Source organism: Desulfogranum marinum (genome assembly GCF_963675105.2).
GTDB classification, from domain to species: domain Bacteria; phylum Desulfobacterota; class Desulfobulbia; order Desulfobulbales; family Desulfobulbaceae; genus Desulfogranum; species Desulfogranum marinum.
This window is the reverse complement of record NZ_CAXXRO010000004.1, coordinates 1,464,120-1,480,455: the sequence shown is the minus strand read 5'-3', so window position 1 is coordinate 1,480,455 and position 16,336 is coordinate 1,464,120. Positions and strand designations below refer to the sequence as shown.

General features: G+C 46.1%; 15 protein-coding genes and 1 tRNA gene. 2 read left to right on the top strand and 14 right to left on the bottom strand.

Features of this window, described 5'->3' with window-relative positions; translation table 11 throughout:
- Positions 1-576 precede the first annotated feature (576 nt).
- The 5 genes from ACHZCY_RS15275 to ACHZCY_RS15255 all read right to left on the bottom strand — a co-directional run bounded on the left by ACHZCY_RS15275 (position 577) and on the right by ACHZCY_RS15255 (position 6,106).
- On the bottom strand, positions 577-1,626 hold the full coding sequence (locus ACHZCY_RS15275; RefSeq protein WP_319549488.1) for a tyrosine-type recombinase/integrase: 1,050 nt from the start codon (positions 1,624-1,626) through the stop codon (positions 577-579).
- 299 nt (positions 1,627-1,925) lie between these two features.
- Positions 1,926-2,002 (bottom strand) — tRNA-Arg (locus ACHZCY_RS15270).
- Between the two features lie 375 nt (positions 2,003-2,377).
- Complete coding sequence (glgD, locus tag ACHZCY_RS15265; RefSeq protein ID WP_232370971.1) at positions 2,378-3,673, bottom strand: glucose-1-phosphate adenylyltransferase subunit GlgD; 1,296 nt, start codon at positions 3,671-3,673, stop codon at positions 2,378-2,380.
- Positions 3,631-4,884, bottom strand: coding sequence for a glucose-1-phosphate adenylyltransferase family protein (locus ACHZCY_RS15260; protein WP_319549487.1), 1,254 nt, complete (start codon positions 4,882-4,884; stop codon positions 3,631-3,633). Before ACHZCY_RS15260 ends, glgD begins: the two co-directional genes overlap by 43 nt.
- Before the next feature lie 193 nt (positions 4,885-5,077).
- Positions 5,078-6,106, bottom strand: a complete 1,029-nt coding sequence (locus ACHZCY_RS15255; protein ID WP_319549486.1) for a DHH family phosphoesterase — start codon at positions 6,104-6,106, stop codon at positions 5,078-5,080.
- A gap of 573 nt (positions 6,107-6,679) precedes the next feature.
- On the opposite strand from ACHZCY_RS15255, the gene ACHZCY_RS15250 reads away from it, so the two are divergent.
- Positions 6,680-7,762: an LptF/LptG family permease gene (locus tag ACHZCY_RS15250; protein WP_319549485.1), complete on the top strand. Its 1,083-nt coding sequence runs from the start codon at positions 6,680-6,682 to the stop codon at positions 7,760-7,762.
- A 302-nt stretch (positions 7,763-8,064) separates the two neighbouring features.
- Complete coding sequence (locus ACHZCY_RS15245; RefSeq protein WP_319549484.1) at positions 8,065-8,889, top strand: DUF362 domain-containing protein; 825 nt, start codon at positions 8,065-8,067, stop codon at positions 8,887-8,889.
- 67 nt (positions 8,890-8,956) lie between these two features.
- Here the strand turns inward: ACHZCY_RS15245 and ACHZCY_RS15240 are convergent, their stop codons facing one another.
- The 9 genes from ACHZCY_RS15240 to ACHZCY_RS15200 form a co-directional block, all read right to left on the bottom strand.
- Positions 8,957-9,133 carry a hypothetical protein gene (locus ACHZCY_RS15240; protein ID WP_205222039.1) on the bottom strand — a complete coding sequence of 59 codons (177 nt, stop codon included), beginning with the start codon at positions 9,131-9,133 and terminating at the stop codon, positions 8,957-8,959.
- A gap of 64 nt (positions 9,134-9,197) precedes the next feature.
- Positions 9,198-9,902 carry an FKBP-type peptidyl-prolyl cis-trans isomerase gene (locus ACHZCY_RS15235; RefSeq protein WP_319549483.1) on the bottom strand — a complete coding sequence of 235 codons (705 nt, stop codon included), beginning with the start codon at positions 9,900-9,902 and terminating at the stop codon, positions 9,198-9,200.
- 137 nt (positions 9,903-10,039) lie between these two features.
- Positions 10,040-10,522: a hypothetical protein gene (locus ACHZCY_RS15230; protein ID WP_319549482.1), complete on the bottom strand. Its 483-nt coding sequence runs from the start codon at positions 10,520-10,522 to the stop codon at positions 10,040-10,042.
- Positions 10,523-10,531: 9 nt separating this feature from the next.
- The gene (locus ACHZCY_RS15225; protein WP_205222042.1) at positions 10,532-11,830 is read right to left on the bottom strand and encodes a phenylacetate--CoA ligase family protein; all 1,299 of its coding nucleotides are present in this window, start codon (positions 11,828-11,830) and stop codon (positions 10,532-10,534) included.
- 155 nt (positions 11,831-11,985) lie between these two features.
- Positions 11,986-12,711, bottom strand: coding sequence for an ABC transporter ATP-binding protein (locus tag ACHZCY_RS15220; RefSeq protein ID WP_205222043.1), 726 nt, complete (start codon positions 12,709-12,711; stop codon positions 11,986-11,988).
- 87 nt (positions 12,712-12,798) lie between these two features.
- Positions 12,799-13,557, bottom strand: coding sequence for an ABC transporter ATP-binding protein (locus tag ACHZCY_RS15215; RefSeq protein WP_319549481.1), 759 nt, complete (start codon positions 13,555-13,557; stop codon positions 12,799-12,801).
- Positions 13,558-13,841: 284 nt separating this feature from the next.
- A complete protein-coding gene (locus ACHZCY_RS15210; RefSeq protein ID WP_319549480.1) occupies positions 13,842-14,918 on the bottom strand; it encodes a branched-chain amino acid ABC transporter permease in 1,077 nt (358 codons plus the stop codon).
- Positions 14,918-15,808, bottom strand: a complete 891-nt coding sequence (locus ACHZCY_RS15205) for a branched-chain amino acid ABC transporter permease (RefSeq protein ID WP_205222046.1) — start codon at positions 15,806-15,808, stop codon at positions 14,918-14,920. Before ACHZCY_RS15205 ends, ACHZCY_RS15210 begins: the two co-directional genes overlap by 1 nt.
- Positions 15,809-15,867: 59 nt before the next feature.
- The gene (locus ACHZCY_RS15200; protein ID WP_205222047.1) at positions 15,868-16,299 is read right to left on the bottom strand and encodes an ACT domain-containing protein; all 432 of its coding nucleotides are present in this window, start codon (positions 16,297-16,299) and stop codon (positions 15,868-15,870) included.
- Between the last annotated feature and the right edge of the window lie 37 nt (positions 16,300-16,336).

Genomic DNA, 16,336 nt, shown 5'->3' with positions numbered 1-16,336 from the left:
AGGTAGGAAAACATTACCTATAACAGTAGCGACCTTGCGAGGAAGATGTCAATGCTTTTTTGTTATTTGTGCAAGCAACAAACTCTCTTTCAAAAACAGCTTTAACCTATTTATCAGGCGCATATTCTAGTGCCGGCAAAGATCTATGCGGCTATCGGAGTTGAAATTGCAAGAGGAAGCCCTTTCGATTAACATTCTGGTTCCTAATTGTGGTATTTCCTGTTCATTTCGGCCCGAAATGTTCTCAAAATCTGCAATTGTTTTGTTAGGCATATTGTTTCTTATAACACGGTATAATCGTTCAGCCACATGGTTGAAGCTCAGGTCTGACAGTACTAAGTTGTGCTCTACGTGACAGGGTAGAGATAATTTCCTGTGGAGGTAAAATGTACCCTCAGATAATAAATAACCACCCTGTTTCAGTTCATCTCTGCCACTGAAAGTAAAGGTGTTCTGAGGTACGGTCTAAATTATAAAAAAATTGTGGCAAATTAAGATTATACAAGGCTCTCTCTGGGGCAAATAATTTGTTTTTTTGTCAGATGAGGCCCCAAACTATTTAGATGGTTTGCCAGATCAATTGCCAAGTCCTTCGATATGATCAATGGCTTTTAACTTATGCTCATCCAGCAAATGAGTATAGCGCTGAACCATCTGCATGGTGCTATGCCCGAGGATGTCAGCCAAAGTACGGAGATCAACACCGGCCATTAGTAAGTAACTGGCTGCTGTGTGTCGGAGATCGTGCATATGAAAATCTTCAATCTTCGCCTTTTTGACTGCATTATCAAATGCACGGCGGAAAAATAGATTGGGCCTGCGCTGTACAGTTTGCGAGGTTGTTTCCGGTAAAAAAACAGGCTGAGCTTTGTTGCAAATTTCCGGCATTATATCGAGTAGGATCTCAACAGCCTGTATGGTTAAAGGGACGCGCCGGGGTTTTGTTTTGGTAACAGTCAGGTCGATGATCCGGGCATCAACATCTATTTGCCCCCATACCAACCCGGCACCTTCTGAAGGCCGCATACCGGTATGGAGTAATAGCTGCACATAATGATAGAGCTTTTCATTACGGCTCTTTTTGCTAATCTCCAGCAAATGCCGCGCCTCATCCTTGCTTAATAGCCGCAATCGTCCTGCTGGCTTAGCCGGTTTTCTGATGGATGCCACCGGGTTATTTAATTCCAGTGCCCATTCGGTTATGGCGATCGTATACAGATGGGAAAGCAGGGCCAAGTCTTTCTGCACCGTTGACGGACCGACAATTTTCAGCCGTTTATCCCTAAAGGCAGCAACTAGCAACGGTGTAATGTCTTTTAAATTTAATCCTGAAAAATTCTCACGCAATCTGTTGGCGGATGTTATTTCCCGGGCTCGGGTATTGGGCCTTTTCTTGCTGGAAATTTCAAGTTCGTACCTGTCCAGTGCCTTCGAGAAAGCCATATCATCCGGTGGTGTATCGCCGACATATCCGCCGGAGCGAAGTATTACCTCTGTATCCTCAGCCCAGCGTTGGGCATCGGAGAGACGATCAAAGGTCTGGGAGGTATAGGGATGATCTTTTAATCGTATTTCAGCCTTATAGACAGTGCCTTTCTTTCTTTTTCGCTTAGTTATCCGAGCCATACTTTTTGGGCGTAATTTTGGGCGTAATTTTTTGCAAAAAGGGGCGATTCACAATAAAACTATGCCAAACACAGCTAAAAAAGCAACCAAAAAGAAAAGGCCAAACCCTGCATTAATGCTAGGTTTGGCCTTTATTTATATGGTGCTCCAGGCAGGATTCGAACCTGCGGCACCAGGATTAGGAATCCTGTGCTCAACAAACTGCCCCTTTAAAAAATCGTAAGAAATCAAGCAGATAAAACGGAGAAAAATCGCCTAAGCGGTTTCAGTGTAGACGTTTTGCAGAAAACAGGAAAAAATGGTGATCCCGGCTGGATTCGAACCAGCGGCACCTAGATTAGGAATCTAGTGCTCTATCCTACTGAGCTACGGGACCACTCAACTAGTGCCCGTCCATAAATGGTATTTAGGCCTGATAGCGGCGTTATGCTTAAAATTTTATCCTCGGAATATCAACTATATGCCTGTGGTAAAATTTAAAGCATGCCTTGCTCTCAAACCAAAATCCTCATTTCTGGACAGACACCAACTGGCAAGGGACATTTTTTAACAAAATTAATTCAAGAACGCTACTTTTTTTATGTTTATGAATGTAACGAACCTGGAATCTTGAACAAAATCAAATGTATCACAGAAGAAGAAATAAAAAAGTATACATACAGCATCAGCAAAGTCAATTAAATCGAGATGTTACCATTATTCTCTGTGCAAAAGAAAAGAGAGGCAAACACTGCTTACCTGAGAGCTAGAACTAAACCGACTCACCGTCTCCCAGTTGCAAAGAGCCGTTAAAATCTTTTTCTGCAAACCCGAAATCAACGATACAGTTTCTACCAATCCCAGCACCAGCCGGGATATGAGCTTCTTTACCTACAAGGGTAATGCCAGTATAGAGGTGTGTCGGAAACTTTTTGTTCACAACCGTCATGTTGTCGGAATTACCGATCACCGCCCCATCTCCAATTCGTACCCGCTTGTCGCAAATTGCAAGATCAACCTTGGCATCCTTACCGATGACACCGTCATCAAAAATGATGGAATTGGTGACAACTGCTCCTTTTTCCACTTTTACCCCAGGAGACAGCACGGAATTTTCCACAGTCCCCTCAATGACACAACCGGCAGATATCAATGAAGAGGTAACGCTGCACCCATTAACAAAGCGACTCGGAGCTCTGTCCATTGGCCGATCACCATAGGCAGGATTGGGCTGAATACCCCATTCTTCGGGGGAAATTTCAGAATTTTCCCGAATGATCTCCATATTGGTTTCCCAGTAGGACTGGATCGTGCCCACATCTCGCCAGTAGCCGTAAAATGGGTAGGCAAACACCCTGTCTTTTTCGATGGCCCTCGGAATGATATGCATCCCAAAATCCACTTCCTTTCTATCCCTTTCCAGGGTCTTTAACAGATACTTGGTATCAAAAATATAAATCCCCATGGATGCCAGGTTGGTCTTGGGCTCCTTGGGTTTTTCCTCCCAATCGATAATCCGGTTTTCGGCATCCACTATTCCAGCACCAAACTGATGAATCTGACTCTTGGGTACCACCATCATTCCGATAGTAACATCAGCCTCTTTATGCTGATGGTAGGAGAGCATGGCATCAAAATCCATCATATAAATATGATCACCGGAAAGAAGCACTACCTGGTCGGAAGGGTTGCTTTTGATAAAATCAATATTCTGGCGAATGGCATCCGCTGTTCCCTTGTACCAGTCCGAATCCTTTTCTCCAGTTCGTGGTGGCAATATTTTTACCCCGCGAGTGCGGCCAGTAAAATCCCACGCCTCACCGCTACCGATATGGGCCATCAAGGAAAGCGGTTTATACTGAGTTAGCACGCCGACCTTTTTAAGCCCGGAATTCATAACATTGGAAAGGCTGAAATCGATTATACGGTATATCCCCCCAAAAGGTACAGCCGGCTTCGCCCTGTGCCCTACCAAGGAATTGAGACGACTGCCAATACCACCTGCAAGCAACAGCACCAGAGCGTTCATTTCAGTTCCTCCCCGTCGTTCAATGCTTTTTCCGGCCATCTGTACTCTTCAATACGGGGCGCTACCGTACAGCCACTGCCGATAGTTGTTCCGGCCGGCACTTTATTATTCCACCCGATGACACTGACATTTCCAGGCTCACCTCGGCCCGGGACACCTATCTGCACATTGGTTCCAAAGGTTGTGTTCACATCGCTTACCACCCTGCACAGTTTAGCGCCTTCCTGGACGACATTATCAAAAAACAGGACTGAATCCACAACCTCAGCCCCTTTTTCGACCCTGACCCCAGGAAACAGGATGGAATTACGCACCGTTCCTTCAATAATACAACCGTTGTACGCCATCGAATTTTCAAGGCTGCCACAGGTACCTACTTTCAATGGCTGCCGACCTGCAATATTGCGATGAGCAAGGTTGGTTCTGACCCCCCATGTTTCCATGTCTATTTTGGGTTCAGGCCCAAGCAGGTCCATGGATGTCTGCCAGTATTCATCAACGGTTCTTGTATATCCCCAGTAGCCGTCAAATTTAAAACCATGCACATTATACTTCTGCTTCATCATCAGCGGAATGATGTCACGACCAAATTCATATGATTCGTTCTGCTGATTTTCTCTCAGTACGTCGTACAGCACTTCCGGCCTGAAGCAATACACTGTCAGGGAAGCCCAGTTGCTCTTTGGTTGAACAGGTTTCTCTTCGTAAGTAAGGATGCGGCCGCCTTCGCTGCTGTCATCAGCAATCTCAGCAACACCGAACCTAGATGCAGACGTCTGCGGCACCTGTATAAAGGCTGCAGTAAGATCTGCCTTTTGATCGTTATGATACTGAACCATCTGCCGATAATCCATCTGATAGATATGGTCCCCGGATAAAACGAGCAGGTTGGAGGGATCATGATACTTAATAAAATCGAGATTCTGGTACACAGCATCAGCTGATCCGCGATACCAATGGGGACTGTCATAATCTTGAAATGGAGGCAGAATGGAAATACCACGATTGCGGCCTATCATATCCCAGGCTTCCCCGGTGCCGATGTGATTAATCAGAGAATACGAACGGTACTGGCTGAGAATGGCTATCCGTTCTATACCTGAATGCAGTAAATTAGAAAGGGGAAAGTCGATTACCCGTGCAAAACCACCAAACGGCACTGCGGACTTTGGTCTATAATGGGTTAATACACCCAACTCTCCGACTCGGCTCCCAGCAAGAATCATTGCCAGGATTGAAGGTTTAGACATATACGCACCTCTTGCTGGGGATTACATTTCCGCTGTATCTGTCCTTCAGCAAACAGCTTAGAAACGAAAAGGACTTTTATGAGTGTACCTTATTGCATAACCAATGACTCCTGCAAGGAATAACTCTCATATCTGTAGAACATTCCTTGCAATTTTGTAAAATTCAAACCGGTTATCGGGGAGTATGGGCCTTTTACTTTACGTGGCGGGTAATGATGCGAATAAGGCTATTGGTTGTGAACTCGTGATTTTCTCTTAGGGGGAGGTTCTTCAGAGGTACTTCTGCCCTTGCAGCCTCTTTGTGGCCGCCGGCAGGGCCATATTCACCAAATGTCTTCTGGGCCAGTTTACCTGCGTTTTTCCGATAACCGTCGCAACGAAAAATAACCACTAATTTTTCGCCGTATACTCCAGAAACAATAACCCAGTCAAACTTATCTACGTGATTAAAAAAATCAGCTATAATGACAAGTATATCAGGAGTTCCCACCTTACCCAGATGGACGTAGGCACGCTCTTTCCTACTTTTTACTTCGTTAAGGGCAATGCGAAAATATTTGAGCTCTGAGCGCCGCAGTTCGGTCAGCTCAAATTTTCGAACCAGATTCAGGTTTGCAATATTAAACAGGTAGCGAAACGATATACCGTCTCCGGCCTGCATGTTTTTCTTTTGGAAGTTCTGGGTATCGACCTTGATCCCGTAAAAGAGGGCAGTGGCAAGTGCTACCGAAGGTTTAATATTTGCGGCACGCAAATACTCCACCATCATAGAAGCCACAGCACCGTATTCCGGTCGTATATCAATAAATTTTGCATCCCACCCTTTTGTAACAGGATGATGATCGATAACCGCATCAAATTCTATCTTTTCAAAGCAGGGTTGATGGTTCGGCTGTGAATCCACCAGGATATATTTTGAATAATCTTTTACCGGCAGAGTGTGCATACGCTCAAGTGGTATTTTGAGCCGTTCCACCATGGTAATATTGTTAAGGCGACGGATTTCATTGGGATAGCCAATTGCCACACTTTGTACCCTATAACTGAGCAACCTTTTTACTGCCATGGCAGAAGCAATGGCATCCGGATCTGCACTGATAAGAATAAGAACTTCGTCATCGCGATCAAATATATCCCAAAATCCTTGAAGACGTGACGTAGCCGAATTTTTACTGGCACTCTGCGTGACACTATCTGCAATTTTTTCCAGTCGTTTAATCATAAAATTTACAATAATAAAAAAAAGCCACTACAGTTCACAAAATTGGAAACGCAGCGGCATTAACAACCAGCCTAAGAACGATTCATAAAAAATCACACTCTTTTTTGATGAAAATAACCGACATCGAGGGTCTTTTTTTGTTTTTGGCTGATCCATAGACAATCACCCGTTCCTTCCCGGTGTTGTATCGGGGAGCAGGGGAAGACAACTATACCACAGAGATTTCAAAAATAGCAAGTTTTGACTTAGGCCCGCAGACAAGACATCAACATACTGAAATTAAAGAACAAAGAAGCAAAGGTTTATTCAAAAAATAAAATAACCCAAAAAACCATACCTAGCATATGTCCTCATCTGGTTAGTCAGTACCAACAAGAAAAAGGTCTCTAGCCACAATCATCTTTTGCTTTTAGACCAGTCATGTTAAAAGTGATGCTTTGGCAAGATGGACATATCTTCATCATTACAATTGTCTGCCATACCAACTGAAAAAGCATATATGGTCAAACATGAGCACTCAATGGACTCCTGTACCTTTTTCTCTATAATCGCCCTTTCCTTGATACAAAAACCGTGATTCTCCTTTACCGATACGTCTTCTATCAATTCCTTCGTAATATAAGCATGCTGATGGCAAGCTTTATTACCATTTATCTGCTGATCGATTTTTTTGAAAAAATAGACAACTTCCTGGAAAAAGGAAAATCCATGGCGCTTGTCTTTAAGTTCTTCCTACTCAATGTTCCTTTTATAGTCGAACAGATGGGCCCGGTCTGTATTCTGCTTGCCGGAGTTGTGACTCTGGGTATTCTCAATCATAGTAACGAACTGATTGCACTCAAGGCCGGTGGCGTTCCCCTCAAAAAAATTACCGCCCCAATCCTGGTTTCCGGTGTGTTGTTTACCTTGCTCTTCCTGGCCATGTCTCAGTTTATCCTGCCCAAAACCATCGCAGAGACCAATCGGATATGGAACAAGGAAGTCAAAGGGCGCGTTCCGCTCGGTATATATCGCAACGGACGTTATTATTATCGCGGCCAGGAGGGATTTTATTCTTTTGCTCGTCCATCACCCAAGAGCAATAACTTTCTCTTTTTTTCTTTTACCTCATGGGATGATAAATATAAGTTGTCAACCCACATAGCCTCCAAACAAGCAAATTGGGCCGATGAAACCTGGACCCTCAAACATGGGCAGGTACAGCGGGCTGTGACGGAAACAGATTTTTCAACTGATCTTTTCACCTCTAAAGTCTTCCAGTTCAAGGAAAAGCCGGAAGACTTCTTTGTGCCGGAATATCAATCCCTGGAACTTTCCCTGCTGGATCTCTATAAGGCTACCCAGCCCCAAAAATCCGACGATGAAACAAACCTGGCCTGGGCTAATTTTTATGGCCGTATTTCCTACACCTTGCTTGGCCTGCCTCTCCTTTTTCTTGGCTTACCTCTGCTTTTAATTGTCTACAGGAAATGGGGGCGCGACCTTTCTCTTGCCGTGCCCACCAGTTGCGGCATGGCCTTCGGCTGCTGGGGCATATGGGGAACACTGCAGTCTCTTGCAAAAGCTGGTTATATGAATCCGTTATTTGCTGCTATTTCCATTCACCTGCTCATGGGCTTTTTTGGTTTTATTCTCCTGTTACGAGAGGATAGTTAACCCGAATTTCTCATGAGTTTTTTGATTTTCAACTTAAGTTTTGATATTTATAGAAAATACGGTAGCGCTAAAAAAACAGACTGTTTTTTCGTCGATAATCAAAAAAACTCACCCTCCGGGTCAGCGGATTTTTCTGCAGACTCTTTGTTGCAGGCCATTTGCGGTAGCTTACTATCGGAGTCTACGCTTACCTGCTGCGTGTCCTGCGCCTCGATCTGCGAAAAACTTCACTGATGAGAAATCCGGGTTAAGAGCCATCCGCTCTCTTTTCCTCCCAAATGGCCTCCAGACAAATGCACTCGATGAAGCAAGGGACAGTCTATACGGTTAAGCAAGAAAACCAACAGTATCGGGTCACGTGCCTTCTTGACGCTGCCGGGTTGGATAAAAAGATTGCCGGCCGGCCTGTTATTTTGATCAAACCAAATCTGGTTGAAGCACTCCCCCCTCCGATCACCACACCCGTGAGCCTGGTAAGAGCCATCATCCTTTATCTACGAAAACATTCTCAGGCAGAGATACTTATCGGAGAGGGGACGGCATCTGCTACCTATGACACACCCCATGCCTTTGAAGCCCTTGGCTACAATAAACTGGGCCAAGAGCTTGACGTTCCATTGATTGACCTTAACCATGAGCCCTGTATATCACTCAAATGCGCAAAGTACGATCGATGGCCGGAAATGCACCTGCCCCAAATAGCTATGGAGAGTTTTCTGCTGTCTGTACCGATGCTCAAAGCACACTCCCTTGCCCTGGTAACCCTTACCATGAAAAATATGATGGGCCTTGCCCCACCGCAGCACTACCAGCAGGGTGGCGGCTGGAAAAAGTCCGCTTTTCATCTCGGCATTCAGGATGCGGTTGCAGATCTTAACAGATACCGAACCCCGGATTTTTCAGTGCTCGACGCGACCCTGGGCATGGCCGAAGCCCATCTGTGGGGTCCAACCTGCCAACCACCTCCCCACATCCTGGCAGCTTCAGATGACCCGGTTGCCATTGATGCTTACGGGGCGCAACTCCTGCATAAAAACTGGCAAGAGATTGGCCATATCAAAAGCGTTCACCAGGAACTGGGCCAGGCCGCACCGCTGACTGTGCATGAAATCATGACGGTTAAATAAAAAATGCCGGGATTGCGCATCGCTGGCAACACCCGGCATTTAAAAATTACGATAAAAAGAATAATAATTATTTTTTCTTCTTTTTGTTTTTCTTCTTATCTTTTTTCTTTTCTATTTCAGAAACTGCAACCATCTTTTTTTTAGACGAACACCCTGACGCAAACAACGGGCATCGGCTGCAAGGTTTTCCTTTTTTACGATACTTTGCACAGCATTTCTTTTTTTCTAACTTTACCTTACCCATAAACTGTGCCTCCACAAATGGATTATGTCACGTTTGCAAAGTGTTGCCAAACAGTGCATAAACTTTATTTGTCGGTTTTGAGTATGTCAAGGAGTTCAACTTTAAAAATCAGCATAGAACCAGGTTCGATCACCGGAGGTGCACCACGGTCGCCATATGCAAGTTTTGCTGGGATATACAGTTCATAGGTTGAGCCAACAGCCATTAATTGCAACGCTTCTTGCCAACCTGGAATCACTTGGTCTACTTGAAATTCAGCAGGTTGTTTACGTTCATAGGAACTGTCGAACTCTGTTCCGTCAAGCAGAGTTCCCTGATAGTGTACTTTCACCATATCGGTAGCAGTTGGCTTAGCTCCTTCTCCGGATTTCACCATTTTGTATTGCAACCCGCTCTCGGTCGCAACCACCCCTGCTTTGGCCTTATTTTCCTTTAAAAACGCCTCTTCAGCCTTTTGATTTTTCTCAATCATGGCCACTGTTTTCTTTATCTGCTTTTCCTGCTGCCGTTTAGCAAAGTCCTGTTGAATGACTGCCGATTCCTCTGCAGTAATAAGTGGTGTCTTCCCATTATATGCGTCAAACATGCCGCGACTGAGCATTTCCAGATCGAGTTTTTCATCAATTCCCTGAAAATATTGGCCCAGGTCCAAGCCCATGGCATAGCTTAATTTTTGTTGCTCGGTTTCAAGTACAACCGCCTTATCGGCTGCAAAGGAATTACCGGTCAAGACCAGTCCGGCCAGTAAAGCAGATACAATCACTTTCATGTAGTTCTCCTGTTCATAAAAAAATTGCCGGTTACCTCAGCAGCACCGACAATTGATTTCCCGGCTATGAAGAGGCTGCAAAAAACTGCAACCATCAATGATGAGCCGGAGAGTTATTAGTCTCTCTTACGACGAGACTATTCAGCAGCACGTTCCTTTGCCAATTCCTCGGGGGACATGCTCCAGAACGGTTTGCCATTTTTAGTTAAACGTACCTTGAGTGAGAAATAATCACCTTTCTTGATTTTGGAAGCCATAAAAACATCTTCTCCGCCAATTTCAGCCCAGGCACCGCGAATTTTGACACGATCACCACGTTTCAAGCCAACGTTTTTCCCTAAAAATGCCTTGGGCCCGAGGTGTACAGTCACCTTATCACCGTCGCCATCTTTTAAAATAAGACCAATCCCAGGATCCATTCCTTCCATAGGGACAATTTCTATCATTTTTTTGATATCCCCCTTCAGCCGATCCAGTTCAGAGACATGGTACAAACTATTATATTGACCTTCTTCCTCCCAGCCTTTCAGGCCTTCGGCAGGTGCAGCACTTAAAAAAGTCGGTACTAAAAACATGGTGAGCGCTATAACCATAAACAAGACAGAAGAACGAATAGCCATTGTAGCCTCCTAGAGTTTTCGTTTATCAATCACCCGCTTGGATTTGCCCATGGATCGTTCAATGGTTTTCTCTTCAACCAGTTTCACATCCACGCCTATCCCGAGTTCTGCTGCAAGCCGCGCCTTGATATGGTCAACCATCTGACGCTGCTTTTTCATCTCGTCAAAAAATATATTTTCTGAAACCTCTACCAAAACACTGACTTTATCGGTGTGATTTTCACGTTCAACAATAATTTGATAATGGGGCTCAGTTCCTTTTATCTCAAACAGTACTTTTTCTATCTGGATTGGAAAGACATTGACTCCTTTTATAATAAGCATGTCATCGGAACGGCCAATAACACGCTCCATCCTTTTCATCGTTCGCCCGCAGGGGCACGGCTCTAAAAGAAATCGAGTCAGATCCCTGGTCCGATAACGGATCATGGGAAAGGCTTCCTTGGTCAACGTAGTGATCACCAACTCCCCTACTTCTCCGGGAGCGACCGGCTCTAAGGTAATAGGATCTACAACTTCAAGCAGAAAGTGATCTTCATTGATGTGAAGACCGTTGCACTCCTGGCATTCTCCAGCTACCCCCGGCCCCATGACTTCAGATAACCCATAGTTGTCTGTGGCGAGAATGCCTAATTTTTCATGCACTTCCTGACGCATGGCCTCAGACCACGGCTCTCCACCAAAAAGGCCGAAACGCAGCGACAACCCATTGGGATTCACCCCCATTTCCATCATCGTATCTGCGATAACCAGGGCATACGAAGGTGTGCATACCAAGGCGGTGGTTTTAAAATCCTGCATAATTTGGATTTGTCGTTTGGTGTTACCGGCAGAAATTGGAATCACCGATGCTCCAATGTGCTCGGCACCATAGTGAAGACCAAACCCACCGGTAAACAAACCATACCCAAAGGCAATCTGGATAACATCGTTTCGAGTTACCCCTGCCGCAGTCAGAACGCGGCCAACCAGGTTTGACCATGTCTTGATATCATTGCGGCTATATCCAACCACAGTGGCGAGGCCGGTAGTTCCCGAAGAGGAATGTACCCTCACAACATCACGCAGGGGCACTGCAAACAGCCCGTAGGGGTAATTACTGCGCAAATCCTCTTTTTCAGTGAATGGCAGCTGTCTGATATCGTCTAGGGAACGAACAGCGTCATAGTTAAATTTGAGTTCCTCAAATTTTTTGCGATAAAACGGCACATGGGTTCCAACCCTGTATAAGGTCGACTGCAACCGCTCAAGCTGCAATTGCTCCAAATCCTCCCGTGCCATACATTCTCTTTCCGGTTCCCAATACATACGCTTATCAAACAAAGTTAGAATTAATGTAACTATTCAGCGAAGAACATACAACCTCGCCACAGCCTCGATCCGTACCTGTTCCGCAATTAATAACGCAACCCCCTTGTTGCCGGCCAACTCGTTGATCGGCACCCCATGTACCACCCGCTATTCTATGCTATTTTTTCTCTCCCAAGATAGGCCCGCTGCACATCTGAATTGGCAAGCAGATCATCAGCAGGCCCTTGCAGAATTACCTTTCCAACCTCAAGGACGTACCCCCTGTCGGCAATTCCCAATGCAGCTTTTGCATTCTGCTCTATCAGCAAAACAGTGTTGCCCGCATCTCGAAGCCGGGTAATAACGGCAAAGATATCTTTAACAATCAATGGTGCCAGCCCGGTTGAAGGTTCATCCATCATCACCAGGCGGGGACGGGACATGAGTGCTCTCCCCATGGCCAGCATCTGCTGCTCCCCTCCGGAAAGGGTTCCGGCGAGTTGCTCACTCCGCTCGCGAAGAACCGGAAACAGGTCATATTGACACTGCATCTCGCGCAGCACTGCACCCCGGCCCTCTTTTCGCTCCAGGACATAGCCGCCAAGGATGAGGTTTTCCTCCACGGTCATCGATGCAAAAACCTGACGCCCCTCCGGAACCAAGGCGCATCCGGCTGCCACTATCTTTTGCGCAGCCATCTTGTTACAACACTGGTCCTGAAACTCAATACTGCCTGCTGAAGCGCGGACCAAGCCGATGATGGTGTGCAGCAAGGTGGTCTTCCCGGCACCATTGGCCCCGATCATGGTCACAATTTCGCCACTGTCCACATGCAAAGAGATATTCTTCAAAACACGTAACTTACCATATCCCGCATCCAGGTTTCGAACTTTGAGCATGACTGCTGCTTACCCCACCACTGAAAATATTGTCATTTCCGATTTCTCAAGCCTTTGCAGCGGCCACGTCCCACTGTGCCGAGGCCGTCATTTTTCATCTTCGCCCAAATAAATGCTGATCACTTCTGGATTTTTTTGGATTTGTGCCGGTACATCTTCGGCAATTTTTTCGCCAAAACAGAGAACAACAATTTCATCAGAGATTTCCATCACCAGTGACATGTCATGTTCAACCAGCAGAACGGTGATCCCCATATCACGAATTTTGGTAATCAGGCGAGCGACCTCAGCTGTTTCATAGATATTCAGCCCGGCAGCTGGTTCATCAAGCAACAAGAGTTTTGGTTCACTTGCAAGGGCCCTGGCAAGTTCGACAGCCCGCTGCTGGCCAAAGGCAAGGCTGGTGGCTTCCACATCTGCGTACTCGGCAATCTCAAGAAGTTCCAACAGCTCCATGGAGCGTTTGTTAATCCACTGCTCCTCTTTTCTGGATCCTGGCAGGTGCAGCATGCCGCCGATAAAACCTGCTTTACTGCGTAAATGGCACCCGACCATCACACATTCAAGGGCAGTCATGCCATGAAAAAGTTTTATGTTCTGAAAAGTCCTGGACATGCCAAGCCCCGCAATCTGATGCGGTTTTTTGCCATGGATCGCTTTCCCTTGAAAATAAATAGCACCTGCGCTGGGGGGCAGATTACCGGCAATAAGGTTAAAAAGCGTTGTTTTACCGGCGCCGTTGGGACCGATCACCGCTTTTATGGCTCCTGGATCCACTCGGAAGCTCACATCATTGACAGCATGCAGTCCACCAAACGTTTTATGAATTGATTGCAGCTCAAGCATAGGTAGCTGCACCTGCCGGCTCACCGATACGTTCCATTATCTCTCCTAGCCTGGATTTCTCATCAGTTCAGGCAGCGCCAGGTTCAAAGTTTTTGGTAATGAATCATAGTCGCCTATATTCATTGCCAAAATACTGAAGAAAATGGTGCTGGATGGACTGACCTTTGGTCAACATTGTGAAAAACTTTCAACTTCATCTTAGTTTGTATAACATATAAAAATTGTTTGTAATTTGACAGGTTGACACAATGTTCATGAGAAATTCTGGCTAGATAGTCCCAACCTTATTCGGCAGTTTCCTTTTTCCTGGTAACGAAAAATTCCCTGACACTCAGTACACCATTGGGTGCAAATAACATCACACCGATAAGAATCACGCCAAAGACAGCATCATCCATGGAACCAAAAACGCCACGCAACGAGAGAAAGGTCAGGCTAACTCCCATGATCAGCATCCCCCAGAGATTGGTCATCCCACCCACTGCTACCAGGGCAACATACCGCACTGACTTCATCACAGATGCTTCAGAAGGACCGATCCCGCTGTTATAATGGGTGATAAAAACACCGGCAAAAGCAGCAAATATAGCGCTGAGGACGAAAACGCCCACTTTAAATCCGGCAGTATTGACTCCCACCGCTTCTGCGGCCTCTTCTGAACTGTGCAGCGAACGTAAAGCTCTGCCCACCCTTGAATCAATAAGATTGAGCAGCAAAATCATGCCGATAATCAACACGCCCCACGCCACATAGTAATTCACCACCCGCAAACTGAAATCACCGCTTATCACAATGGGCGGTAACGATCCCAAAGCAGGCAGAATCGTAAAAGAGGGTACATCAGAAATACCATCCGCTTCTCCGAAATAAGGTGTCGCAAGCAGCAGGCGATAAATTATAGTGCCGAATCCAAGGGTTGCCATTGCCAGGTAATGCCCCTTAAGCTTAAGCACAGGCACCCCCAAAACAAGGGCAATAAGGCCCGCAGCTCCGACAGCAATCAGGCATGCCGCCCAGGGTGAAACAGTCAGCAACTGGTCGCCGTAAATATCTTGGGACATCGCCAAAAAACCGACCTGATCCAGCAACTTAACCAGTGGATTTTCGGCCACACCTAATAAATTACGCGTGGTCAGTGCTGCGGAAAGGTAACCGCCGATAGCAAAGAAACCGGCATGACCAATGGATATTTGACCGGCATAGCCCATGAGGACACCAAGCCCGATCACCACCAGGCCATAGTAGGCTGACATGGTTAACTGGGTTAAAAAATACTGGGTGCCGGTGACCAGAGTGAGCAATTGAACGGCAATCACAAAACCACAAAGGCTGAGAATTTTCAGACTGTTTTTCTTTTTCATCAAAAATCTTTCAACCTCGCTGCTTCGCCGGAACCAAATATCCCATGGGGTTTTACAAATAAAATAATGAGCAGCAACGTAATGGCGATGGCATCCTGAAAAGCCAGGGGAACGACTGAAACAGAAAACGCTTCAATTATACCGAGCAACAGACCAGCAGCAACGGCTGCCATAGAGTTACCAAGCCCCCCCAAAATTGCGACGGTGAACCCTTTAATCGCCAGGCCGGTCCCCGAATCGTACTGAGTATACGTAATGGGGGACATCACACACCCGGCAAGGGCACCCAACCCGGCACTGAGCATAAAAGAAAGGGTTACCATGTTGCGGGTACTGATACCGCAAAGGATTGCAGCGGTGCGGTTGGCGGAACAAGCCCGCATTTCACGGCCGGTTGGGGTAAATTTAAAAAACAAACTGAGCCCTGCAACCATAACTGAGCAGGTGGCGATCACCCACAGAACTTGTGGAGACAGGTGAACCGAGCCGACCGAAAAGGTAGTAATCTCGTTGCCGTAAAAATAGGGTAAACTTCTGATCGATTCGCCCCATATGTGGAGTGCTATTTCTCTGAGCAGGATGGAGATACCGATGGTAATGATAATCAGCCGTAATACGGATGGACTTTCCAGCCAACGAATGAAAAGAATCTCTATGACGGCGCCAATGAGCATGGTTATGCCCACTGCTAGGGCAATGGCTACCGGCAAAGGGACTAACGGCAAAAGGGTGATGGCGATCATGCCGCCAAGCATGACAAATTCCCCTTGAGCGAAATTGATAATCCCGGTGGTATTGTAGATAATATTATAACCTATGGCCACGATGGCATAGATCGAGCCATAGGTTATTCCGGCAAACAGGTACTGAAAAAAGAGATCTAATGTCATAACCGTAAAGAATTAAGAGTGTACGTTATCAGCTACCTGTCGTGTCCTGATGAATAAAATTATAAAGCGCAGATCTGTGGGCCGGAGAGTAAAACAAACCCTCCTTGTTGCAATACTTCAATGGCTTTATCCATCTCATCAAAACGAAAAATAAGCACGGCATCTTCAGCACTTTTATTAACAAAGGCATACATGTACTCAACATTCAGCCCTGCCTCGTTGGCTGTTTTGAGCACACTGGCCAGTCCACCGGTCCGGTCCGGCACCTCAACGGCAATAACATTGGTTTTACCGACTGTAAAACCGCCTTCCTGCAGGGATTTTTTTGCAGCATCTACCTTGTCGACAATCAGCCGCAGGATACCAAAGTCTGCTGTATCTGCAACAGACAGCGCCCTGATGTTGATATCATTTTCCGCCAAAATCCGTGTGATTTCTGCAAGACGTCCTGATTTATTCTCAAGAAAAACTGCGATCTGCTCTACTCTCATTCTTTTCCCTCCGGAATTGATGCAATGGCGGCCTCCA